Genomic DNA, 23,232 nt, shown 5'->3' on the forward strand with positions numbered 1-23,232 from the left:
CGGCACGCCCGAAACGGGAAAAAACACCGCCCCGGCCAGGTGCGGGCGCGGTGTTTCGCGAGGCGTCAGCCGAGGGATCGGGCCAGGATCTCCTTGGCCGGAATGAGCGCCGTGGCCGCCGCCGAGACGATGTTTCCGGCCACGCCGGGGCCGTCTCCGGCCACGAAGAGCCCGCGCACCTTGGTCTCCAGCTTGTTCCCGGTGTCCACCTGGGTGGCGAAGAACTTGATCTCCGGGGCGTAGAGCAGGGTCTCGTCGTTGGCCACCCCGGGCACCACCTGGTTGAGCTTCTCCAACCCCTCGACCACGTTGGTCAGGATGCGCTCGGGCAGGGCCATGGCGATGTCGCCGGGCTCCACGTCCTTGAGCGTGGGGGTCACGAAGCTGTTCCTGATCCGCGTCCAGGTGCTGCGGCGTCCGCGCTTCAGGTCGCCGAAGCGCTGGAGGATGGGCTTGCCCCCCCCGATGAGCGTGGCCAGCCGCCCGATGGACTCGCCGTAGGCCTGGTTGTCCGAGACCGGCTCGGTGAGCACCACCTTGGAGAGGAAGGCGAAGTTGGTGTTCTCGGACTTCTTGTCCATGTAGGCGTGGCCGTTGACGCAGACGAAGTCCTGGTAGTTCTCCAGGGAGACGAAGCCGCCCTGGTTGGTGCAGAAGGTGCGGGTCTGGTCGTCGTACTTGGCGGTGCGGATGAAGAAGGTCGGGTCGTAGATGATGTCGCAGAGATCCCGCATGATGTCCTTGTGGACCTCCACGCGCACGCCCACCTCGATGCCCCGCTGGGACACGCCGATACCGAGGTTGCGGACCACGCCGCCCACCCATTCCGCCCCCACCCGGCCGGGGGCCAGAATCACGTTGCGGCAGGTGTACTCGCCACGGTTGGTGGTCACGCCCCGCACCTCGCCGTCGGCCACGAGCACGTCGCGGACCTCCTCCGAGGTGTGGATGATCACGCCCTTGTCCCGGATGTACTCGGCCATGCGCGTGATGTGCCGGGGCAGGTTCTCGCTGCCCAGGTGTTTCTGGCGGATGAGCAGCAGGTCCACGCCGTTCTTCTTGGCCGTCTGGCGGATGGCCCTGGCGGCTTCCATGTCCGTGGGAAAGACCTGGCCGTCCATGCCGAAACGGTCGAAGATGGCCTCGGTCTCCGCGATGAGCGCCACGGCCTCGGGCTCGTCCATGAACTGGGTCAGGTCGGTCTTGCCCAGCTTGTGGATGTAATTCAGCTTGCCGTCGGAGAAGAGTCCGGCCCCGCCGATGCCGCAGAGGATGTTGCAGGGACGGCATTTCATGCAGCGCCGCGCGCCCGCGATGGGACATTCGCGCTTGTGCGGGGGCTTGCCCTTCTCCACCATGAGCACGGACAGGCCGGAGTGCTCGGCCAGCCAGTAGGAGGCGAACAGCCCGGCCGGGCCGCCGCCGACCACGACCACGTCGAAATCGGTCTTCACGCTCTTGGCGATCATCGCTTCTCCATGCGCCGGACACGATTGGAGCCCGCCGGCGCCTGGGCGCTCATGCGGGCTCACCCGTTTCACGCGGCCTCGCGCCGCCTCTCCTCGCCGCTCAGACGACCATGTCCAGCAGGTTGCCGGTCATCTGGTCCCAGGCCCGCACGGCGGAGGCGTTGGCGTTGAAGGCCGCCTCGTTCACGCCCATGCCGACCATCTCCCGGGCGATATCCGTGTTGCTTCCCTGCACGTAGGCGGGCACGGCCTCGGTCCGCCCGGCGTCGGTCTCAAGTTTGGTGGTGGAGGCCAGGGGACCGGGTTCCGAACTGCGGCGGATGTCGGCCACGGCCACGCCGCCCTCGGCCGTGGTTTCGAAGTCCACGCGGCTCGACCGGAAGCCCTCGGTGTTCACGTTGGCCACGTTGTTGGCCGACACCTGCTGGGCCACGCTGAAGGCCCCAAGGGCCTGGGCGCTCGTGTCGATGTTCATGGTCTTCGTCCTTGATATCCTTTTTAGCTCTTTTCCACTGTCCTTTCAATAGCGGCCACGGCCGAGTGGTCGTGGATGGACTCGAAGCTCTCCACCTCCACTTGGAACCAAGTGATGCGGGGGTGCTCGGAGAGGCCCTTGGCCGCCGTGCGCACCACGTCCTCCACGAAGGTCGGCTGGGCGAAGGCCGTTTCGGTGACGTACTTCTCGTCCTCGCGCTTGAGCAGAGTGTAGACCGGCGAGGAGCCGGAACGCTCGGCGATCTCGATCAGATCCTCCAACCAGAGAAAGCCCTTGAAACGCGCGCGCACACGCACCTCGGCCCGCTGGCTGTGGGCCCCCTCGCGGCTGATGGCCTTGGAGCAGGGACAGACGGTCATCACCGGCACGTCCACGCCCAGGGTGAAGTCCAGGCGACCGTCGCGATACTCCCCGCGCACGTGGCAGGTATAGCCCATGAGCCCCCGGCTGCCGCTCACCGGCGAGGTCTGGCGCAGGAAATAGGGGAAGGTGAAGCGGGCGAAGGCCGTGCGCGCCTCCAGACGGCCGCAGATGTCGGCCAGGAGCTTCTTGAACGAGGCGTAGTCCAGTTCCTCGCTGAAGTTCTCCAGGGCCTCCACGAAACGGCTCATGTGGGTGCCCTTGAAACGCTCGGGCAGATCCACGGAAAGCTCCACCCGGGCCACGGTGTGCTGGGAGCCCTCGGCCCGGTCACGCACCACCAGCGGCAGGCGCAGATCCTTGACTCCCACTCGGTCGATGGCCATGGCCACCGGCGCGGGATGCTTCTGCACGTCCTCCATCAGAGCAGATCCTGTCCCGTGGTGGTCAGGCCCAACTGGCCGTGCTTCACGCCCTTGGAGGAGATGAGCTTCTGACCCAGAGTCTTGATCTTGTCCGCCGGGCCCTTGAGCACGAGCACTTCCAGACAGTTATGGTGGTCCAGATGCACGTGCAGGGTGGAGAGGATCACGTCATGCACGTCGTGCTGGATTTCCAGGAGCTTCTGGGTCAGGCCGCTGTGGTGGTGATCGTAGACCAGGGAGAGGGTTCCGGCCAGTTCGCCCTTGGCCTCCTCCCACTCGCGCTGCACGAGCATGTTGCGGATGAGGTCGCGGATGGCCTCGGAACGGGTCTGATAGCTCTTCTCCTCGCAGACGCGGTCGAAGCGGTCCAGCAGGTCGGAGTCCAGGGACACGCCGAAACGAATGGTCTTGCCCATGATGTCGGCTCCTTTCAGGTTTGCCGTGTCAGTTCCCAGAGATGCACCGTGGCCGAATAGCCCCCGCCGGTGGCGGCGGGGACGGATTCCGTGGTCAGCCGCTCCGCGCGCCAGCCCCGGTCGCGCAGTTCGTTCCAGACCCCGAGGGATATCTCCCGCGCGGGCTCGGCGATCCAGATCGCCCCGCCCGGGGCCAGGACTTGGCGGAACAGCCGCTCCAGGGGCTCGAAGAAGCGGCGCTCGTAGAGGATGTCCGCTCCGAAGACGCGCTCGAACGCCCCTTCGGCCAGGCCCGGTTCCCGCCAGTCCATGTGGGTCCAGAGCACGTCCACGCCGTTGAGCCGGGCGTTGTCGCGGGCGAAGGCCAGCGCCGGATACTCGTAGTCCAGGCCCAGAACCCGACCGCCTCGGTCGGCGGCGGCGATGGCCGTGAGCCCCAGGCCGCAGCCCAGGTCCAGGCAGGTCCGCCCGGCGACCCGGCCCGGTTCGCGGGCGATCCAGTCGGCCAGGAGCAAAGCCGCAGGCCAAAGCTCCACCCAATAGGGCAAGCGCTCATCATCGCCGAACTGCTCCGCATCCATGCCTTCCCAGAGGCTCTCCAGGTCGGCCGTACGCTCCAGTACGTAGGCCCGGCCTCCGGCCCGCACTTCCAGCCGCTGCCGGGGCCCGGAAAGCGGATCATGCGGTTTTCTCTGCTCCATGCCGTGAGAATAGTCCTGAAGCGTGGTATTTTCAACTACAATCATGCCACTTGCGGCACATCTTCAGGCCACTCCGTACACCGCGAAGACGGCCGGAAGCGAAAAAACCCGTCGCGGTCGACGGCGCTCGGCCTCAACGGGGTTTTCAGACCGCCAGCGCTCGTGGTATGCAGGGCTCCCCAATGGAATCGCAAGGAGGATTGCCATGATTCCCTCTGACCGCATGTACACGAAAAGCCATGAGTGGGCCAAGATCGAAGGCGACGTCGCCATCGTGGGCATCAGCCACTTCGCCCAGGAGCAGCTGGGCGACCTGACCTTCGTCGACCTGCCCCGAGTGGGTGACCAGGTGAGCGCCGGGGCCGAGATGGGCTCGGTGGAGTCGGTGAAGGCCGCCAGCGAACTCTACTCCCCGGTCACGGGCGAGGTGCTGGAAGTGAACGAGGAGCTGGCCTCGGCTCCCGAGAAAGTCAACCAGGACCCCTACGGCGCGGGCTGGATGCTCAAGGTCAAGCTCACCGCCGCGCCCGAAGGCCTGCTGGACGCAGCGGCCTACGAACAGGTGGCCGCCGCTTCCGCCCACTAACCCAGGAGTTTTCCATGCCCTTCGTGCCCCATACCCCGGAAGAGATCCGGGAGATGCTGGCCGTCATCGGGGTGGCTTCGGTGGAGGACCTCTTCGCCGAGATCGCGCCGGAAATGCGGCCCAAGAGCTTCGACCTGCCCTCAGGCAAGTCTGAGATGGAGGTTCTGGCCCACCTGGAACGTCTGGCCGGGAAGAACGTCTCCGGCCAAGTGAGCTTCCTCGGCGCGGGCTTCTACGACCACCACGTGCCAGCGGCCGTGGACGCGCTCACCTCGCGCGGCGAGTTTTATACGGCCTACACGCCCTACCAGCCTGAGGCGTCCCAGGGCACGCTCCAGGCCATCTTCGAGTACCAGACGGCGGTCAGCCGCCTGCTCGGCATGGCCTGCGCCAACGCCAGCGTCTACGACGGGGGCACGGCTCTGTTCGAGGCGGCCATGATGGCCGTACGCCAAACCAAGCGGCGCAAGCTGGTGGTCTGCGAAGGTCTGAACCCCATCTACCGGGTCATGCTCGACTCCTACACGGCCAACCTGGATCTGGAGTTCGTCACCGTTTCCCACCGCCAGGGCCGCTCGGACCTGGCAGGGTTGGCCCAGGCCGTGGACGGCGAGACCGCCGCCGTGCTCGTGCAGAGCCCCAACTTCTTCGGCTGTCTGGCCGACTATACCGCGCTGTTCCAGGCCGCCCGGGCCAACGGCGCGGTCTCCGTGGTCTCGGCCTATCCCGTGCTCCAGTCGGTGCTCAAGACGCCCGGCCAGATGGGCGCGGACGTGGCCGTGGCAGAGGGCCAGAGCCTGGGCCTGCCGCTTTCCTTCGGCGGCCCCTACCTCGGCATCATGACCTGCACGAAGGAGATGATCCGCCAGATGCCCGGCCGCATCGTGGGCCGCACCAAGGATCTGGACGGCCGCACAGGCTACGTGCTCACCCTCCAGGCCCGCGAGCAGCACATCCGCCGCCAGAAGGCCACCTCGAACATCTGCTCCAACCAGGCCCTCTGCGCCCTGCGCGCCCTGGTCCACCTCTGCCTGCTGGGCGAGGAGGGCCTCAAACGCACGGCCCTGCTCTCCGTGGAGCGGGCCCATTACGCGGCCGAGCGGCTGACCGCCCTGCCCGGGGTGGATCTCATGAACGACGCGCCCTTCGGCAACGAGTTCGCCGTGCGCCTGCCGGTGAACGCCTTCGAGGTCGTTGACGCGCTCACCGCCCGGGGCTACGTGCCCGGGTTCCCCCTGGGCCGCTACTACCAGGGCCTGGAAAACTGCCTGCTGGTGGCCTGCACCGAAAAGACCGGCAAGGAGCAGATCGGCATCCTGGCCGAGATGCTGGGAGGGATGCTGGCATGAAGACCATCTTCAAGGAATCCGTGTCCGGCCGCGAGGGCTGCTGGCCCCAGGCCCCGGCCGCCGACGCCGCGACCCTCCTGCCCAAGGACATGCTGCGCGGGGCCCCGGCGGACCTGCCGGAGGTCTCCGAGCTGGACGTGGTGCGTCACTTCACGCGCTTGTCGCGCAAGAACTTCGGGGTGGACGGCAACTTCTATCCTCTGGGTTCCTGCACCATGAAATACAACCCCAAGTTCACGGAGACGGCCGCGGCCTTGCCGGGGTTCACGCGGCTGCACCCGCTCCTGCCCCAGCTCAAGGGCGCGGGCCGCTTCTGCCAGGGCGCGCTGGAGGTGATCCACCACCTCGAGCAGCTGCTCTGTGAGATCTGCGGCATGGCCGCCTTCACCCTGCACCCCATGGCCGGGGCCCACGGCGAACTCACCGGGGCCATGATCATGGCCGCCTACCACAGGGACAAGGGCCGCAAGCGGACCAAGATCATCTGCCCGGACTCGGCCCACGGCACCAACCCGGCCTCGGCCACCATCGCCGGGTTCGAGGTGGTCAACATCCCCTCCTGCGACGGCATCGTGGACCCGGCCGAGCTGGCCAAGGTCATGAGCGACGACGTGGCGGGCATGATGATGACCTGCCCCAACACCCTGGGCCTGTTCGAGAAGCACCTGCCCGAGATCGTCTCCATCCTGCGCGCCAAGGACGCCCTGCTCTACTACGACGGGGCCAACCTGAACGCCATCCTGGGCAAGATGCGTGTGGGCGACGCGGGCTTCGACGTGGTCCACCTGAACCTGCACAAGACCTTCGCCACTCCCCACGGCGGCGGCGGCCCCGGCTCCGGTCCGGTGGGCGTCTCGGAAAAACTCGTGCCCTTCCTGCCCATCTCCCGCGTGAAGAAGCTGGAGGACGGGCAGTACTTCCTGGACTACGACCAGCCCAAGTCCATCGGCTACGTGGCGCCCTTCTACGGCAACTTCGGCGTGGCCCTGAAGGCCTACGCCTACATCCTGCGCCTGGGCCGCGAGGGCCTCACGCGGGCCTCGGAAAACGCCGTGCTGGCCGCCAACTACCTGCGCAAGCGCCTGGAGAAAAACCTGGAGGTGCCCTACGACCGCGTCTGCATGCACGAGTTCGTGGCCTCGGCCGTGGAGCAGGCCAAGAAGGGCGTACGCGCCCTGGACATCGCCAAGGCCCTCCTGGACAAGGGCTACCACGCGCCCACGGTGTACTTCCCGCTGATCGTCAAGGAAGCGATCATGGTCGAGCCCACCGAGACCGAGAGCAAGGCCACCATGGACCAGTTCGTGGACGACCTCATCGCCATCCTGGAACAGGCCGAGAGCGATCCGGCGGCGGTGCAGGCCGCGCCCGTGACCCTGCCGGTGAAGCGCCTGGACGAGACTGCGGCGGCCCGCAACATGGAGCTCACCGATGACCTGTGACCTTCTGGTCCTGGGCGGCGGCCCGGCCGGCTACGAGGCCGCCCTGGAGGCCGCCTCCCTGGGCCTGAAGACGATCTTGGTGGAGCGGGACGCCCTGGGCGGCACCTGCCTGAACCGGGGCTGCATCCCCACCAAGCTCCTGCTCGGGGCCACGGCGGCCGTGGAGGAGTTGGCGGCCCAGGCCAAGCTGCGCCTGGCCGAGGGCTCCATCCGCACCGATCTGGCCGCGCTGGTCACGCGCAAGGACCGCCTCCTGGAGGCCACGCGCAAGGCCATGCGCCAGAAGCTGACCGCCCTGGGCGTGGAGTTCGTCCAGGGCGACGGCCGTGTGCTTCGGCCCGGGACCGTGGAGGTTCAAGGGCCGGAGGGCGCGCGGGAGATCCCCTACGCGAAGCTGCTCCTGGCCACGGGCTCGCGGCCGTCGTCCTTCCCGGGACTCACCCCGGACGGCGGGGCCGTGCTCGACTCCACCGGCTTCCTGGAGCTCACGGCCATGCCCGCCTCGCTCATCGTGGTGGGCGCGGGCTTCATCGGCCTGGAGATGGCCCAGGCCGCCCACCGCTTCGGCTGCTCCATCACCCTGGTGGACGCCCTGGACCGCGTGGCGGCCCAGGAGGACCCCGAGGTCTCGGCGGCCCTGCTTGGCCAGCTCAAGCGCTGGAAATGGGACGTGCGCCTGGGCGTCAAGGTGGCCTCCCTGGTCACCCGTGACGGCAAGGCGGCCCTGACCCTGGACTCGGGCCAGGAGATCGTCGCGGACAAGGCCCTGGTGGCCGTGGGCCGCAGGCCCAACACCGAGGGCCTGGGCCTGGAGGCCCTGGGCGTCACGCCCGGGCGCGGCGGCTTCATTCCCGTGGACGACCACCTGCGCGCGGCCCCGGACGTGTACGCGGCGGGCGACGTGAACGGCATCGTGCTCCTGGCCCATGCGGCCTCGCACCAGGCCCGCTACATCGCCCGGCACGCGGCAGGCCGAACGGACGCCCCCTACCTTTCCGGGCCGGTGCCGAGTATCCTTTACGGTTCCCCGGAGGTGCTGCGCGTGGGGCGCCTGCCCGGCGAACTCCTCAAGGAAGGCCGGGCAGTGAAGGTTTCGGCCGCGCCCCTGGCGGCCAACCCCATCGCCCAGGCCCACGGCCAGACCCAGGGCTTCGTCAAGGTGATCTGGTCCGAGGGCCGCGTGGCCGGGGTCACGGCCCTGGGCTACGACGTCTCGCGCATGGCCACCACGGCCGCGCTCATGGTCCGCGACGGCTGGACCCGCGATCAGGCCGAGAACCTCATCTTCCCCCACCCGACCCTGGACGAGACCCTCTGGTCCGCGTTCACGGCCGAGGCCAAGGACATTCCAGGAGAATCCGCATGAGCGACATCCGCGTCGGCTGGATCGGGACAGGCGTCATGGGCCGCTCCATGTGCGGCCACCTGCTCAAGGCCGGGTATCCGGCCCGCGTCTACAACCGCTCCCGGGCCAAGGCCGAGGCCCTGGCCGCCCAGGGCGCGGTGATCTGCTCCTCCCCGGCCGAGGTGGCCCGGGAGAGCGACGTGATCTTCTCCATCGTGGGCTTTCCCCGCGACGTGGAAGAGGTCCTCCTGGGTCCGGACGGCGTGGTCCAGGCGGCCGCCCCCGGCTCCGTGGTGGTGGACATGACCACCTCCGAGCCGTCCCTGGCGGTCCGCGTGCACGCCGAGGCCGGGAAGCGCGGCCTGGCGGCCCTGGACGCCCCGGTGTCCGGCGGCGATCTGGGGGCGCGCGAGGCCACCCTGGCGATCATGGTCGGCGGCGAACCCAAGGTCTTCGAGCGGGTCCGCCCGCTCTTCGAGCGCATGGGCGGGAACGTCCGGCTCATGGGCGGCCCGGGAGCGGGCCAACATACCAAGATGAGCAACCAGATCCTCATCGCCGGGACCATGATCGGCGTGGTCGAGTCCCTGCTCTACGCCCGCAAGGCCGGGCTGCCCCTGGACCCGGTCATCGACGTGATCGGCAGCGGGGCCGCCGGATCCTGGTCCATCAACAACCTGGGCCGCCGCATCGCCAAGGGCGACTTCGACCCAGGCTTCTTCATCAAGCACTTCGTCAAGGACATGGGCATCGCCTTGGCCGAGTCCCGGGCCATGAACCTCTCCCTGCCCGGCTTGGCCCTGGTCCAGCAGTTCTACATCGCGGCCCAGGCCCTAGGGCTGGAGAACCTGGGCACCCAGGGCCTGTACAAGGTTCTGGAGCGGATCAACGGATTCTGACCCCCCGCCAGGTGAAAAAGCCCCCGGCCGCGTCGGCGGCCGGGGGCTTTTTTCACCTGGATACGGCTCAGACCAAAGGCAGCAGCAGGCTGTGCTCCTCCAACCAGCGCCGCAGGGTTTCCTCCTCGGGGAAAAGGAGATCGCGGAACTCCACGCCGATGAACCGCCGGTAGGTCCAGACCACGACCCCTCGAACCCCGCCCAGAAGCCGATGCGGATCAGGAGCCTCGTCGTCCAGATGCACGGCGTCACCCGGCTCCACGTCCTCGGGATACCCCGCGCTGGGGCATTCCAGCAGGGCTCCGCTAAGGCTCAGGTTGCGCACCAGACAATGGGCGCGGGGCCGGTCCTCCATATCCAAGGCCAGGATGAGCAGACCGTCCAGGTCCAGGCGCGAATGACGGCGTTTCTCCCTCATGTCAGCTTCCTCCGCTGCTCAGGAGCGCCATGAGTTGGGCGATCTGCGGGTCGTCCTGCCCGGCCGCCTTCTGGCGGCGGAAAAACTCCAGGGCCTGCCAGGCCATGCCTGCGGCCTTGAAGATCGTCGCCATGTGGGCGGCCACCTCCGAACGCCCCACATAAAACGCCGGGTTGACGTTCAGGGCCCGCAGCAGGCGCTCCACGGCCTTCTTGTTCTCGCCGCCCTCGAAATAGGCCAGGGCGATGTTGTACTGGATGTTCTCGTCCTTGGGCGCGTACTTCTCGGCCTCGAAATAGGCCTCCACGGCCTCGCTCCACATGCCCTGGCGGCGCAGCGAGATGCCCAGGCGGTTGTAGATGTTCATGCACAGGGCCCCGCGCGAACTCTTGGTCATCTCCAGGCTCTTGCGGTAATACTTCTCGGCCATCTGCGGATTGGACTCCGCGACCATGTCCGCGATGTCCAGACACATCTCGCTGACCACGCTCATGGCCTCCTCGCGGGCCGAGTCGATGGCCTTGTCGAAATACTTTTCGGCCTCGGCGGTCTGGCCCATGTCGATGTGCAACTCCGCGATCTTGATCTTCCGGTTGCAGTTCAGGGGGGAAAGCTTGTCCAGCTTGACCAGGTAGCCGAGCATCCCCTTGACGTCGTTGTCTTCGGCGTGGAAGAGCACCAGACGCTTCAAGGGCTCCAGGTACATCTTGGCGTTCTTCTCGGCGTCCTTGTAGGCCCGCAAAGCCTCCTGACGCTTGGCCAACCCCTTGAACCCGTCGCCCAGAAGGACCAGCGCCGCGGGATGCTGCGGATGCTTCAGAAGCACGGTGTTGGCGATGTCGATGGCCTCATCGAAATGGTTGTCCACCAAGTGGTGCCGCCCCTCGACCAAGAGAGCGTCCACCTCGCAATGCGGCTGGAGGGTGAAGGCGATCTTCTCGATGACCGTGTTCGTGCTGGCTGGCTTGGTCAGAAAGTTGTCCGCGCCCTCCTCGTGAAACTGGAACAGCCGTTCCTGAAACACGTCGCGGGCCACGACCACCACGGGCAGATCGGGCCAGGTCTTGGCGATGTACTGGAGCTGGGGCAGGGTCAACTGGCCGTTGAGGGCGTGCTCCATGAAGAGAAAGGGCTTCTGGTCGCGTCCCAGGTATTTGTCCAGGGCCTGCCCCAGGTCGGCCGTGTCCTGGATCACGCGCAGCAGATTCGCGTCCAGGCCCAGTTCGTGGCACAGGGCGTTCTTCACCGTCTGTTGGAATATCTTGTCCCGGGTCAGGAGCAGGAAGATTCCTCCCTGTTCCAGAAAGTCGTAGATCACGTCGCAGTACTTGTTGACCGTCTCGTCGTTGGTGCGCAAGACGTAGATGCTGCGGGTCTCGCTCTGCTTTCTCGGAGCCAGGTCGGCTGCCGGATCCGGCCGAGACTTGACCACATAGAGCGACTTCGATCGTCGATCCTTGCGGAGCATGGCATTCCCCCCTGAGACAAAAAACGCGCTTGTCCGCGCGGCGGCACCCCGCGCCGAAGATGCTGATCCTGGCATTGAAACTATAAACCGGACGTCATAGGGTGACAACGGGTCAATGTCCCGTTTTGTCCGCCTTGGGTTCGGGACAATCCCCCGGGAGAATCGCCCCGGGGCGGGAACACGGCTTGAGCCCGGGGCGGAAAACCGCTACAGGGGCTGGACCCGCAACCGCAAGAACGAGGAGTCTCCCGTGTCCGAAATGCAGATCAAGGAAATTCCCGCCGCCCCGGAATTCGACATGTTCTTCTATTGCGAGGTGGCGGGCGAAAACCGCATCGACCGCGACCTGCTGGAAGAGATCGAGGAGCGCTGGGAACGTTGGGCCGGACTTCTGAAAGCCCATCTGCTGACCAACCCCGAGGGCGGAGCCCAGTATGTCTTCCTGTTCATGGACAAGGCCGTGGAAGACGAAATCGAGGGCATCTGGCAGGACTCGCCCACCCACGGACTGGCCCTGCACAACCTGGCCATCGCCATGGTCATGTCCGCCGCCCACGGGCTGATCCCCGAGCTTCAGGAAGGCCGTTGCGCCCCGCTGCCCAAGCCTGGCAAGGCCATGCTGGACGCCTTCGACAAACTCGGTCTGACCTGGAACAAGGAGGGCACGGTGAACCGCCAGTACGCGGTGCTCACGCCCTACCCCTACTCCGGCGGCTGCGACATCTGCTACCTGCAGCCCACCTGCCCCAAGGCCGCCCTGGAGCGTTGAGCGCTCCAGGGAAGGCGCATGGGGAGGGCGCCCTCCCCGATCAATCCCCCTTTCCTCCCCTTTCGATGACCTCCCGCTTTCCGTACGGTGGCATCGTGCGGAAACCCCGCCCGGAGATCCAGTCCTCCGGGCGACAGCTCCAGGGAGGCGAACATGCGCAGCATCCTCGTGAAGCAGAATGGGGGGCGGGATATGGTGTTCACCGGCCGCATCGTGGCCCGAGCCGACGACAGTGAAGTGAGCGACAAGCGTCCGATCTACACCGACTGCCTGAGCCTGTGGACCCTGACCATCTTCGAGACCAGGGAAGGCGGCTTCGTCTTCAGTTCCGAATATGACGCCTACGCTCCCAAGCGCGTCTCCCTGCGCGGCGCATTCCGCTTCGACAACCCGGAAGCCCTGGTCATGGCCCTGGAGCAGGATGGCCACACCCACGCCGAGTTGACCCGGCTCCTGCTCAGACGGGCGGCCCAGGCATCCGAGGCTTTCCGTCCGCGCCGGGCCGAAACCGCGGCCATCTATCCGCCCGCGCTGCAGCATTTGGCGCCCAGCGGCCACGAAGACATGGCCGAGTGCGCCTGATCCAGGCGGGAGAAAGGTTTTTTCGCCGGACCTGTTCCAGCCGTTTCCTCCTTCCCATGCGGAGACGCCGCCTGCGGGATGGTCCCGCCGACGGCGTCTTCGATTTGAGAGGAAAAAAGCAAACCGCTAGCCGAACGCCGGCACGTGCAGCGTACCGCTCTCCACGGACATGCGGTCGGCCTTAGCGCGCGGGGCGCACACTCCCACCAGTTCAAAGCCCAAGCTCTCGGCCATGAGTTTGAGCGGCTCCACGTTTTGGGTCACGCGCATGATCTCCAACAGCGTTTCCACTCCAAGCTTGGCCTGTCCGTCGAACGGATTGAGTTCGCGAAGCAGCGTGGAATAGGGCTTGCCGATGGCCTCGGCGATGTCCTTGGCCGGCTTCCTGCCTTCGAGAACGATCTGCTGGGTCAACTTGGTGATGTCGCCTTTCATGGTCTTCCGCTCCTTGGCTGATTGCCTGCTCGGCCGCCGGCGGCGCTCTCCCCGCCAACCCGATTGCCGGTTTCGTTCTTGGAGACCGCGCATGCGGCCCTGCTCCGCATGATCAAATCCCATGCCAAGCGGGAAGGTCTTTGCTCCTGACTGGCAACCTCTAGGAATAGCATGTATTTTTTATTCTGCGGAAGGTGTCCGGCAGAAAGAACGACCAGGAAATCATTCTGATTTCATCAGAATTCTGATGAAATCAGAAAATCAGTCCTGGAAAGCCAAGTCGCGCAAAGGCGTCTTGTTCTCGAACAGCGGCTCCAGACTGGAACGGAAGGTACCGGCGATGCGCAGGCCGGAAACCTCCAGCCCGGCGGGCAGTCCGGCGTAGAGGCGCAGGGCGCGGTCGATGAAGTCAGCGTCCACGAAGGAGGCCCGGACCTCCAGCAGCCGACCGCCCAGGACCACGGGCACGATCAGTTCATGCCTGCGCTCCGGGGCCCGGGTGATGAGGTTGCCGGTGCGCACCAGGGCCTCGGCGACCGTGGCGGGCAAGAGGGCCGAGGCCTTGGCCAGGCGCTCCACGAAGACGGGTTGAAGGGCTAGGTAGTAAAGAGGGTCCACCTTGCAGGCCACGGACCGACCGGGCACGTTGAGCAGGAGCGGATCGGCGTGATAGGCTTGGCCAAGAGCCTTCTGGAGCCGGTTCAGGACGTCCTGGTAGTCAGTCAGCGACATCGCTTTCTCCTTATCTCTCACAGAAGCACAAACCCGTCGCCTTATCAAGAAAAAACAAAGAAACCCGGGTGGGAGGCGCACGACTTGACATTCTCGCGCGCCTCTTCCTATAGGTCTAGACCCTCGGGAAAAACCGGGCACTGACGCGACCGTTGGGGGATGCGATCCCCTTACAATAAAAACTCAATACTGTAACGGAGTTGGCAATGTCGGACGCGCTCAAGAACCAGAGGACCTACGCCTTGGTCGGACACGGCGGCTGCGGGAAGACTTCCGTGGCCGAAATGCTTCTCTTCAATACCGGCGGCATCGCCCGCCTGGGCAAGATCGAGGAAGGGACCACCGCCCTGGACTTCGAGCCCGAGGAGATCAAGCGCCGGGGTTCCATCCAGCCCGGTTTCGCCCATTACAAGTGGAACAAGAACCAGCATTTCCTCATCGACACTCCCGGCGACTCCAACTTCAACGGAGACCTCTCCTACCAGCTCGCCGCCGCCGACGGCGTGGTCTTCGTCATCGACGCCGTGGACGGGGTCAAGCCCCTGACCCGCAAGGCCTGGAAGGACGTCCAGGCCGCCCAGCTTCCCGCCGTGGCCTTCATCAACAAGATGGACCGCGACCGCGCCGAATTCCAAACGGCCTTCGACAGCCTGAAGAACTCCCTGGGCATCAAGCCCGTGCTTCTCTACTACCCCATCGGCGCCCGCGAGAGCTTCAAGGGCGTGGTGGACATGCTCGAAAACACCGCCCTGATCTTCGACGACAAGGGCGGCGTGAGCAAAGCCGAGATCCCCGCCGACATCGCCGACGAAGTGGGCCCCATCCGTGAAGCCATGATCGAGAACATCGCCGAAAGCGACGAGACGCTCATGGAGAAGTATCTTGAGGAAGGCGCGCTCTCCCTGGAGGAGATCAAGAGCGCCCTCAAGGCCGGTGTGCTCTCCCGCGAACTCGTACCGGTCTGCGTGGGCGCGGCCCTGGAAAACAAGGGCGGGCCTCAGCTCCTGGACGCGGTGCAGGCGCTCCTGCCCTCGCCTCTGGACCACCCGGCCTGGGTTGGCGAAGACGGCTCCGAGCGCCCCTCGTCCCCGGAAGCCCCGGCGGCCTGCTTCGTGTTCAAGACCTTGGCCGACCCCTTCGCGGGCCAGCTCACGGTCATGCGCGTGCTCTCCGGCACCCTCTCCCCCGACTCCACGCTGCTCAACAGCGCCAAGGGCGAGAAGGAGCGCGTGGCCCAGCTCCTCCTCATGCAGGGCAAGGACCAGACCCCGAGCAAGGAGCCCCTGGGCCCCGGCGCCATCGTCACCCTGGCCAAGCTCAAGCTGACCAAGACCGGCGACACGCTCTGCGACGAGAAGGCTCCCTTCGCCTTGAAAAAACCCAAGCTGGCCCAGCAGCTCATCACCTACGCCCTGGCCCCGGCCGAGAAGGGCGACGAGGACAAGGTATACTCGGCCATGGCCAAACTCCTGGATGAGGATGTGACCCTCACGCTTTCGCGCGACGAGGAGAGTGCGGACATCCTCATCACCGGCATGGGCCAGAACCACATCGAGGTCTCCGCCGACCGGGCCAAACGCCGCTACAAGGTGGACATCCTGCTCAAAACCCCCAAGGTGCCCTATCGCGAGACGCTCAAGGGCAAGGCCAGCGAGATTCAGGGACGGCACAAGAAGCAGACCGGCGGCCGCGGCCAGTTCGGCGACTGCTGGATCCACATCGAGCCCCAGCCGCGCAACGCGGGGTACGAGTTCGTGGACGCCATCGTCGGCGGCTCCATCCCGCGCCAGTACATCCCGGCCGTGGACAAGGGCATCCAGGAGTCCTCGGCGCGCGGCTACTTGGCCGGGTTCCAGCTCATCGACTTCAAGGTCACGCTCTACGACGGCTCCTACCACAACGTGGACTCCTCGGAGATGGCCTTCAAGATCGCCGGTTCCCTGGCCTTCAAAAAGGCCTGCGAAAAGGCCGGCGTGAAGCTCCTGGAGCCGATCATGACCGTCACCGTGGCCGTGCCGGACAACTACATGGGCGACGTCATCGGCGACCTCTCCAGCCGCCGGGGCAAGGTGCTCGGCTCGGATTCCCAGGCCGGCGTCACTGAGATCAAGGCCCACGTGCCCATGTCCGAAGTGCTCAAATACGCCCCGGACCTGCGCTCCATGACCGGCGGCCAGGGCACCTTCACCATGGAATTCTCGCACTACGAGGAATGCCCGCCGCAGATCGCGGAAAAGGTCATCGCCGAACACAAGAAGAATCAGGCCGAAGAATAAGCCGCGAACGACCGGGGGGGGCTTCGGCCCCCCTTTTTTCATCGTTTATCTTGACAATCAAAATATAAATTCATAGAGATTCTTTGCTTTCAAAAAAAACATGGGGAGTTTCCATGATCGGTCGTTTCGCCCGTCTGGGCAGCTACAAGGAATTGTTCGACATCAAGGAGCTGGCCTCCTGCCTCGCCGGCGGAGCGCTGGCCCTGGGCGCCTTCATCATGGAGGGCCGCCCCGGCTTTCCGGTCTGGCTGCCCCTGGCCCTGGCCTCGGCCTCGGTCCTGGGCAACGGTCTGCCCATCGTCCTGGGGGCCCTGCGCGGCCTACGCGAACGCCGCATGAACGTGGACGAGCTGGTGAGCATCGCCCTGGTGGCCTCGGTGCTCCAAGGCGAGATCCTGAGCGCCGCCGTGGTGGCCTTCATCATGACCCTGGGCGCGCTGGTGGAGGAGGCGGTCAGCGAATCGGCCCGCCGCTCCATCCAGGCCTTGGCGCGCATGACCCCGGAACACGCCACCCGCCTCGAGGACGGCCGCGAGGAGATCGTGCCCCTGGGCCAGGTCCGGCCCGGCGACCGGCTGCTGGTCAAGCCCGGCGAACGCATCCCGGTGGACGCCGAGATCGTCGCCGGGATCACGGCCGTGGATGAATCCTCCATCACCGGCGAATCCATTCCCCGCGAGCGCCGCGAGGGCGACCCCGTGCTGGCCGGAACCCTGAACCACAACGGGGTGATCGAAATCCGGGCCACCCAGGTGGGCGCGGACACGACCCTGGGCAAGGTGATCCGGCTGGTCACCGAGGCCGAGGCCCAGAAGCCACGCGCCGCCCGCGTGGTGGACCGCTACGCCCGCTGGTTCACGCCCGTGGTCCTCGCCTGCGCGGCCCTGGCCTGGGCCTTCAGCGGCGACGCGGGCCGAGCCGTGGCCGTGCTCGTGGCCGGGTGCCCCTGCGCCCTGCTCATGGCCGCGCCCACGGCCACCGTGGCGGCGGTGGGCCGCGCCGCGCGCGCCGGGGTGCTCATCAAGGGAGGGCAATACCTGGAGGAGGCCGCCCGGGTGCAGGTCATGCTCTTCGACAAGACCGGCACATTGACCAAGGGGGAACCCAGGGTGGACGAGGTGGCCGCCTGCGAGCCCCTGGGCCGGGACGAACTGCTGGCCTGCGCTGCCGGAGCCGAGCAGAACTGCAACCACCCCCTGGCCCGGGCCGTGCTCAAGGCCGCGCACTACGCCCGTGTCGGCGTGCGCAAGGCCGAGCGGGTGCTGGCCGAGATCGGCCTGGGGGTCAAGGCCCTGGTGGGCGGTTCCCTGGTGGAGGTGGGCAGCGCGGAGATGAACGGCGGGGCAGCCGTCCTGCCCGCGCCCCTGCGCCAGTGCCTGGAGCGCATTCAGGAACGCGGGGCCACGGCCCTGGTGGTCTCCCTGGACCACACGCCGGTCGGCGTGCTGGGCGTCTCGGATACGGTGAAGCCCACGGCGGCGGCGACCATCAAGCGGTTGCGCGGACTGGGGTTCACGCACCTGGGCATGCTCTCCGGCGACCACGAACGGGCCGTGAACCGGCTGGCCGCCGACCTGGAGCTGGACCAGGCCTGGGCCGGGCTCAAGCCCCAGGACAAATTGGCGGTCATCGAGGACTTCCAGAAGCGAGGCCTGCGGGTGGCCTTCGTGGGCGACGGGGTCAACGACGCCCCGGCCCTGGCCCGGGCCGACATGGGCGTGGCCATGGGCGCGCTGGGTACGGACGTGGCCCTGGAGACCGCCGACGTGGCCCTGACCCGCGACGACATCTCCCGCCTGCCCTTCCTGGTCCGCCTGGGGCGGCGCTCGGTGGCGATCATCCGCCTGAACATCGCCCTGGCCGTGATTTTCAACGCCCTGGCCATCCTGGGCGGCGGCTGGGGTCTGCTCACGCCCGTCTGGGCCTCCCTGGCCCACAACCTGGGCTCCATCGTGGTGGTTCTGCTCTCGGCCAGCCTGGCCCTGTTCCGCGACCGCGAGCCCGCGTAAGGAGGCCGCATGGAGATCGAAGACCTGACCCGGCTGCTGGTGGAATTCTACGAGAAGTTCTCGTCCTGGGAGCAGTGCGTGGTGCGCGAGACGGGCCTGACCCCGACCCAGATGCACACGCTGGAGATCCTCGGCTCGCGAGGGGACTTGCGGATGAAGGATCTGGCCGCCGGCATGGGCGTGACCACGGGTTCGCTGACCGTTCTGGTGGACCGCCTGGAACGCGGCGGCTTCGTGGCCCGCAGGCCGCACGACTCCGACCGCCGTTCCATTGTCGTCGGCCTGACCGAGGAGGGTGAGCGCCACTTCCGTGAGCACCACGCCCTGCACCTGCGCCTGACCCGGGAGCTGGCCGAAGGGCTGAGTCCCGAGGAACTGACCCAGTTCCCGGCCATCCTGCGCAAGATCACGGCCCAGCTCTAGCCCGACGCCATGGCCTCCGGGGAAACCGGTTCGGACGATCCGAACCGGCCTCCCGGAGGGCGCGAGGAGGAAGAAATCCGCCCGCCGCTAGTCCAGGGTCTTGCGGTAGCGCTTCACGCCCACGATGATGATCACCAGCCAGAACAGGGCGATGGGCCAGAGGTTGTCCAGGGCCTCGGGCAGGCCGTTGCCCTTGAGCAGGATGCCGCGCACGAGACGCAGATAATGGGTCAGGGGCAGGACCGAGCCCACGGCCTGGGCCCAGTCCGGCATGGCCCGGAAGGGAAACATGAAACCCGAGAGCAGAAGCGAGGGCAGGAAGAAGAAGACCGACATCTGCACGGCCTGGAGTTGGTTGCGGGCCACGGTGGAGAGGGTCACGCCCACGGAGAGGTTGGCCCCGATGAAGACCAGGGAGAGCAGGAAGACGAGCGCCACGCTCCCCTGCACGGGCACCTGGAAGAGCATCTTGGCGGCCACGACGATGAGCGTGACCTGGATGTAGCCCACCAGGATGTAGGGCACGATCTTGCCGATGAGCACCTCCAGGGGCCGCACCGGCGTGGAGAGCAGGTTCTCCATGGTCCCGCGCTCGGTCTCCCGGGTGATGGCCAGGGCCGTGATCATCACCAGGGTCATGGTCAGAATCACACCCATGAGTCCGGGCACGATGTTGTACTGGGTCACGGCCTCGGGGTTGAAATCCGCATGGACCCGCACGTCCACCGGGTCGCTGCCGCGCGTGAGGTAGGGAAAGGCCCGATCCAGCTCGGTGTTCACCGCCCGGTTGACGATCTCCCGGAAGGCGCCCACGGGCCCGCTCACGGCCGAGGGGTCGGTGGCGTCGGCCTCCAGGAGGAGCACCGGCCGCTCCCCGCGCAGGATGTTCGTGCCGAAGTCCTGGGGGATGGTCAGCACGAACTGCGCCTGCCCCTTGTTCAGCAGCTCCCGGGCCTCCTCTCGCGAGGACGCCTGGCGGGTGATGCGGAAGTAACGGCTGGTCTGCATGGCCGCCACCACGGCCCGGGAAAAGGCCGAGTTGTCGGCCGAGAGCACGGCCGTGGGCAGGCGGCGCGGGTCGGAGTTGATGGCGTAGCCGAAGAGCACGAGCTGAAGCAGGGGAATGCCGATCATCATGGCGAAGGTGGCCCGGTCCCGGCGCATTTGGATGAATTCCTTGGACACCACGGCCAGAAAACGCCCCGGCGAGAAGAAACGCCCGCTCATTGAGGCCTCCCCCGGCGCATGAGGTCGATGAAGACCTCTTCCAGACTGGTGGGCACCGCCTCCACCGTATGCGCGCCGTCCCGCAACGGAGCCAGGGCCGTTTCCAGGGCCGCCCGGTCGCGGCCGCTGACGTGCAGGGAGATTCCGAAGGCCGCCACCTGGTCCACTCCCGGCCGCCCGCCCAGCTCGCGGGCCAGTTCGTGCAGTCCCGGGCCGGAGACGGTGTAGGTCGTGAGCCCGGAGTCGCGGATGAGATCCTCCATGCCGCCCCGGGCCAGGAGGTCGCCGTAGGCGATGTAGGCCAGGCGGTGGCAGCGTTCGGCCTCGTCCATGTAGTGCGTGCTGATGAGCGCGGTCACGCCCTCCCCGGCCAGCACGTGGACCTGATCCCAGAAGTCGCGCCGGGCTCCGGGGTCCACCCCGGCCGTGGGCTCGTCCAGGAGCAGAAGCCGGGGTTCGTGCAGGATGCACGAGGCCAGGGCCAGCCGCTGCTTCCAGCCGCCCGAAAGCTTGCCCGCGAGGTGCTTGCCGTAGCGCCCCAGGCCCATGCGCTCGACAATCCGCTCCACGGCGGCCCGCCGGTCGGCCAGGCCGTACATGCGGGCCGTGAAGTCCAGGTTCTCCAGCACGGTCAGATCCTCATAGAGGCTGAAGCGCTGGGACATGTAGCCCACCTGCTCCTTGATCCGGGCGGCCTCGGTGAGCACGTCCAGCCCCAGGCAGGTGCCCTCCCCGGCGTCGGGACGCAGCAGGCCGCAGAGCATGCGGATGAAGGTGGTCTTGCCCGAGCCGTTGGGCCCCAGAAAGCCATAGATCTCGCCGCGCCGGACCTGCATGTCCAGGCCGTTGACCACCACCTTGCCGCCGAAGGACTTGGTGATGCCGCGCACGTCGATGACCAGCTCCGGGGCGTCCATGTCAGCTCCCTCCCGCCGGACGCACATCCACGGGCTGGCCGGGGTTGAGCGGCGGCTGCCCGGGCCGGGGCCTGGCCTCCACGCGGAAGACCAGCTTGGCCCGGCTCTCGCTGGAGTAGATCACCGGCGGGGCGTACTCGGCCTCGGGCGAGACGAAGGTGATTTCTGCCCGCGCGGGCTCGGCCCGGCCGTCGACCAGAACTTCGACCTCCTGCCCGGGGGCCAGCGAGCCCACCCGAGTTTCGGGCACGAAGAAACGCACCCGCACGTTCTCGGGCGGCAGCAGGGCCACAACCGGCCGACCGGCCGGAACCCATTCCCCGGCCCGGTAGAGAGTGTCGAAGACGAGCCCCGAAGCGGGCGCGGCCTGGGTCTTCTGTTCCAGATTCCAGCGGGCCTGGTCCAGTCGGGATCTGGCGGCCCGAACCTCGGCCTCGGCGGCCCGGATCTCATCCTCGCGCGCGCCCAGGCGGGCGGTGGCCAGTTGCTGGGCCAGGGATTCCACGCGTTGGCGGGCCCGTTCGGCCTCGGTGCGGGCCCGGTCCAGATCCTCGCGTGCGATGGTCTTCTGCTCAAAGAGCTTGATCCTTCGGCGATATTCGGAATCAGCCAGACCCCGGGCGGCGCGGGCCTCGTCCAACAGGGCCTGGATGGAGGCCACCTCCGAGGGACGCTTGCCCTTGCGCAGGTCGGCCAGACGGTTCTCGGACTGGGCCAGGACGTGTTCAACCTCGTCCACGGCCGCGCGCTCCAGGGCGGCGTCCAGGACAAAGAGCCTCGCGCCCCGTTCCACGGTCTGCCCCCGGCTCACGTCCAGAGTCTCCAACTGGCCGCCCAGGGGCGAGGCCACATAGACGTACTCTCCCTCCACGTAGCCCTGGAACAGTTCGCCGGAGCGGCCGCAGCCGCCCAGCAGGGCCAAGGCCAGGAGAATCGGCAGCGCCCGTCTCATGGCGTTCCCCCCGCCGCTTCGCGCGCGGCGCGCTCCCGCACCCGGGCCAGGCCTCCCAGGGAGAACAGGGTTACATGCTCGGCCAGAAGCGCGATGTCCTCGTCGCGCAGATCCTCTCCGGGCAGGAGCCGGTCGATGACCGGCTTGGCGTAGCCGTAGTGCAGACACTGGGCCACCACGCTCAGACAGCAGGCCCGGACCAGCAGCGGCGCGGCGAAGGGCGCGAGGATCTCCGAGACGATGCCCACGAGAACCTCCTTCTGGGGCCGGGCGAAACGCTCCACCACCTGGTCCATGAACGGCGTGGGGTCGGAAAGCTCCTTGATGATGAGCCGGGCCTTGCCCTCGTAGCCGCCCCAGCCGCGCGTGGAAAGCAGGCGGTAGAGCAGGCCGCGCACGAATCCGGCCAGCCGGGCCTCGGCTCCCTCGCCGGGGCGCACCCCCATGTCCGGGGGAAAGAGCTTCATGCCCTGGTCCGTCAGGTCGTCCAACACGGCCTGATAGAGCCCGGCCTTGTCCTTGAAATAATAGTGCAGCAGGGCCACGTTCACCCCGGCGGCCTCGCTGATCTGGCGCACGGTGGCGGCCCGGAAGCCCTTCTTGGCGAAGGTCTTCCCCGCTGCGTCCAGGATGCGCTCCCGTGTGCCTTGTGGTTCGTTTCCGTTCATGGTCTCCCTCGTTAAACATACGCTTAAAGCATTTGCTTAAAGCCGTCAAGGGGCGGCGCTCCGATTCCCACCCTTGTTTCATCAGGACACATGGTTTAGAAAATCCGGAGGCGACGGCCTGGAAAATTCAGAGACAAAGGACGGTACATGCTCCGCTTTCTCTTTTTTCTCCTGCTCTGCGTGCCGCTCACGCTCTGGCACTCCACACACATGATCCTGGCCTGCTTCCTGCCCGGCCCCAAGGGCCCCAAGGGCGAACGCATCGGCAGACGCTGGTCCCGCGCCCTGCTCCGGGCCAGCGGACTGCGCCTGGAAATCGATCTCTCGGCCCTGAACCCGGCCGGGCACTATGTGTTCATGGTCAACCATCAGAGCAACTTCGACATCCCCCTGCTCTATGCCGTGCTCGACGCCTACCCGATCCGTTTCGTGGCCAAGAAGAGCCTCTTCGACATCCCGGTCTTCGGCCGGGCCATGCGCCTGGCCGGGCACATTCCCATCGACCGGGGCAACCGGCGCTCGGGCATGAAGAGCGTGCAGGACGCCGTGGACGCGGCCCAGGCCGGGGTCTGCCCGGTGATCTTCCCCGAGGGCACGCGCAACCCCGACCCGGATGGACTGCTGGAATTCAAGATCGGCGGCATGGTCCTGGCCCTCAAGTGCGGCCTGCCCGTGGCCCCGCTGGTCCTCGACGGCACGGGCGCGGCCCTGCCCCGGGGCCGCATGATCCTGCGCAAAGGCGTCATCCGCCTCAAGGCCCTGCCGCCCATCGACGTCTCGGCTTATACCCTCAAGGAACGCGAACAGTTCCGCGACGAGCTGCGCGCGCGCATGGGCGAGGCTCTCGCCGCCCTGCCCAAGGATTGAA

General features: G+C 67.0%; 24 protein-coding genes. 11 read left to right on the top strand and 13 right to left on the bottom strand.

Annotated features, from left to right (window positions below; translation table 11 throughout):
• Window positions 1-65 precede the first annotated feature (65 nt).
• The 5 genes from H587_RS0108705 to H587_RS17905 form a co-directional block, all read right to left on the bottom strand.
• Window positions 66-1,469: an NAD(P)/FAD-dependent oxidoreductase gene (locus tag H587_RS0108705; RefSeq protein WP_027175941.1), complete on the bottom strand. Its 1,404-nt coding sequence runs from the start codon at window positions 1,467-1,469 to the stop codon at window positions 66-68.
• 100 nt (window positions 1,470-1,569) lie between these two features.
• On the bottom strand, window positions 1,570-1,944 hold the full coding sequence (locus tag H587_RS0108710; protein ID WP_027175942.1) for a flagellar basal body protein: 375 nt from the start codon (window positions 1,942-1,944) through the stop codon (window positions 1,570-1,572).
• A 23-nt stretch (window positions 1,945-1,967) separates the two neighbouring features.
• Entirely contained in the window at window positions 1,968-2,747 is a 780-nt protein-coding gene (folE2, locus tag H587_RS0108715) for a GTP cyclohydrolase FolE2 (RefSeq protein ID WP_027175943.1), read from the bottom strand.
• A complete protein-coding gene (gene nikR / locus H587_RS0108720) occupies window positions 2,747-3,166 on the bottom strand; it encodes a nickel-responsive transcriptional regulator NikR (RefSeq protein WP_027175944.1) in 420 nt (139 codons plus the stop codon). The genes folE2 and nikR overlap by 1 nt, the downstream gene beginning before the upstream one ends.
• A gap of 14 nt (window positions 3,167-3,180) precedes the next feature.
• A complete protein-coding gene (locus H587_RS17905; RefSeq protein ID WP_034608896.1) occupies window positions 3,181-3,867 on the bottom strand; it encodes a class I SAM-dependent methyltransferase in 687 nt (228 codons plus the stop codon).
• 205 nt (window positions 3,868-4,072) lie between these two features.
• Here H587_RS17905 and gcvH point away from each other — a divergent pair, with 205 nt between their 5' ends.
• Genes gcvH through H587_RS0108750 form a run of 5 tightly spaced genes read left to right on the top strand, consistent with a single transcriptional unit; the run spans window position 4,073 to window position 9,488 of the window.
• The gene (gcvH, locus tag H587_RS0108730) at window positions 4,073-4,453 is read left to right on the top strand and encodes a glycine cleavage system protein GcvH (RefSeq protein WP_027175945.1); all 381 of its coding nucleotides are present in this window, start codon (window positions 4,073-4,075) and stop codon (window positions 4,451-4,453) included.
• Between the two features lie 14 nt (window positions 4,454-4,467).
• Complete coding sequence (gcvPA, locus tag H587_RS0108735) at window positions 4,468-5,802, top strand: aminomethyl-transferring glycine dehydrogenase subunit GcvPA (RefSeq protein ID WP_027175946.1); 1,335 nt, start codon at window positions 4,468-4,470, stop codon at window positions 5,800-5,802.
• Window positions 5,799-7,244: an aminomethyl-transferring glycine dehydrogenase subunit GcvPB gene (gene gcvPB, locus H587_RS0108740; RefSeq protein WP_027175947.1), complete on the top strand. Its 1,446-nt coding sequence runs from the start codon at window positions 5,799-5,801 to the stop codon at window positions 7,242-7,244. Before gcvPA ends, gcvPB begins: the two co-directional genes overlap by 4 nt.
• The gene (locus H587_RS0108745; protein ID WP_027175948.1) at window positions 7,234-8,610 is read left to right on the top strand and encodes a dihydrolipoyl dehydrogenase family protein; all 1,377 of its coding nucleotides are present in this window, start codon (window positions 7,234-7,236) and stop codon (window positions 8,608-8,610) included. Before gcvPB ends, H587_RS0108745 begins: the two co-directional genes overlap by 11 nt.
• Window positions 8,607-9,488, top strand: coding sequence for an NAD(P)-dependent oxidoreductase (locus H587_RS0108750; RefSeq protein ID WP_027175949.1), 882 nt, complete (start codon window positions 8,607-8,609; stop codon window positions 9,486-9,488). Before H587_RS0108745 ends, H587_RS0108750 begins: the two co-directional genes overlap by 4 nt.
• A 67-nt stretch (window positions 9,489-9,555) precedes the next feature.
• On the opposite strand, the gene H587_RS0108755 is transcribed toward H587_RS0108750, so the two are convergent.
• Together H587_RS0108755 and H587_RS0108760 are read right to left on the bottom strand one after the other, a co-directional pair.
• The gene (locus H587_RS0108755) at window positions 9,556-9,906 is read right to left on the bottom strand and encodes a PilZ domain-containing protein (protein WP_027175950.1); all 351 of its coding nucleotides are present in this window, start codon (window positions 9,904-9,906) and stop codon (window positions 9,556-9,558) included.
• Window position 9,907: 1 nt separating this feature from the next.
• Entirely contained in the window at window positions 9,908-11,374 is a 1,467-nt protein-coding gene (locus H587_RS0108760) for a tetratricopeptide repeat protein (RefSeq protein ID WP_027175951.1), read from the bottom strand.
• Between the two features lie 259 nt (window positions 11,375-11,633).
• On the opposite strand from H587_RS0108760, the gene H587_RS0108765 reads away from it, so the two are divergent.
• Together H587_RS0108765 and H587_RS0108770 are read left to right on the top strand one after the other, a co-directional pair.
• A complete protein-coding gene (locus H587_RS0108765) occupies window positions 11,634-12,143 on the top strand; it encodes a hypothetical protein (protein ID WP_156904500.1) in 510 nt (169 codons plus the stop codon).
• 153 nt (window positions 12,144-12,296) lie between these two features.
• A complete protein-coding gene (locus H587_RS0108770) occupies window positions 12,297-12,725 on the top strand; it encodes a hypothetical protein (protein ID WP_027175953.1) in 429 nt (142 codons plus the stop codon).
• Between the two features lie 126 nt (window positions 12,726-12,851).
• On the opposite strand, the gene H587_RS17910 is transcribed toward H587_RS0108770, so the two are convergent.
• Complete coding sequence (locus H587_RS17910; RefSeq protein WP_245560850.1) at window positions 12,852-13,160, bottom strand: phage regulatory CII family protein; 309 nt, start codon at window positions 13,158-13,160, stop codon at window positions 12,852-12,854.
• A gap of 261 nt (window positions 13,161-13,421) precedes the next feature.
• Window positions 13,422-13,892 (bottom strand): hypothetical protein, encoded by a 471-nt coding sequence (locus tag H587_RS0108780; RefSeq protein ID WP_027175954.1) that lies wholly within the window; start codon window positions 13,890-13,892, stop codon window positions 13,422-13,424.
• A 206-nt stretch (window positions 13,893-14,098) separates the two neighbouring features.
• Between H587_RS0108780 and fusA the strand changes: the two genes are divergently transcribed.
• The 3 genes from fusA to H587_RS0108795 all read left to right on the top strand — a co-directional run bounded on the left by fusA (window position 14,099) and on the right by H587_RS0108795 (window position 18,600).
• On the top strand, window positions 14,099-16,168 hold the full coding sequence (fusA, locus tag H587_RS0108785) for an elongation factor G (RefSeq protein ID WP_027175955.1): 2,070 nt from the start codon (window positions 14,099-14,101) through the stop codon (window positions 16,166-16,168).
• A gap of 113 nt (window positions 16,169-16,281) precedes the next feature.
• A complete protein-coding gene (locus H587_RS0108790; RefSeq protein ID WP_027175956.1) occupies window positions 16,282-18,177 on the top strand; it encodes a heavy metal translocating P-type ATPase in 1,896 nt (631 codons plus the stop codon).
• 9 nt (window positions 18,178-18,186) lie between these two features.
• The gene (locus H587_RS0108795) at window positions 18,187-18,600 is read left to right on the top strand and encodes a MarR family winged helix-turn-helix transcriptional regulator (RefSeq protein WP_027175957.1); all 414 of its coding nucleotides are present in this window, start codon (window positions 18,187-18,189) and stop codon (window positions 18,598-18,600) included.
• Window positions 18,601-18,687: 87 nt separating this feature from the next.
• On the opposite strand, the gene H587_RS0108800 is transcribed toward H587_RS0108795, so the two are convergent.
• Genes H587_RS0108800 through H587_RS0108815 form a run of 4 tightly spaced genes read right to left on the bottom strand, consistent with a single transcriptional unit; the run spans window position 18,688 to window position 22,364 of the window.
• On the bottom strand, window positions 18,688-19,827 hold the full coding sequence (locus tag H587_RS0108800; protein ID WP_027175958.1) for an ABC transporter permease: 1,140 nt from the start codon (window positions 19,825-19,827) through the stop codon (window positions 18,688-18,690).
• Complete coding sequence (locus H587_RS0108805; protein WP_027175959.1) at window positions 19,824-20,744, bottom strand: ABC transporter ATP-binding protein; 921 nt, start codon at window positions 20,742-20,744, stop codon at window positions 19,824-19,826. Before H587_RS0108805 ends, H587_RS0108800 begins: the two co-directional genes overlap by 4 nt.
• A 1-nt stretch (window position 20,745) precedes the next feature.
• Window positions 20,746-21,696, bottom strand: coding sequence for an HlyD family secretion protein (locus H587_RS0108810; protein WP_027175960.1), 951 nt, complete (start codon window positions 21,694-21,696; stop codon window positions 20,746-20,748).
• Entirely contained in the window at window positions 21,693-22,364 is a 672-nt protein-coding gene (locus H587_RS0108815; RefSeq protein ID WP_027175961.1) for a CerR family C-terminal domain-containing protein, read from the bottom strand. Before H587_RS0108815 ends, H587_RS0108810 begins: the two co-directional genes overlap by 4 nt.
• Before the next feature lie 147 nt (window positions 22,365-22,511).
• On the opposite strand from H587_RS0108815, the gene H587_RS0108820 reads away from it, so the two are divergent.
• Window positions 22,512-23,231: a lysophospholipid acyltransferase family protein gene (locus H587_RS0108820; protein WP_027175962.1), complete on the top strand. Its 720-nt coding sequence runs from the start codon at window positions 22,512-22,514 to the stop codon at window positions 23,229-23,231.
• Window position 23,232: the final 1 nt, after the last annotated feature.

This window comes from Desulfovibrio aminophilus DSM 12254 (genome assembly GCF_000422565.1).
Classification (GTDB): domain Bacteria; phylum Desulfobacterota; class Desulfovibrionia; order Desulfovibrionales; family Desulfovibrionaceae; genus Aminidesulfovibrio; species Aminidesulfovibrio aminophilus.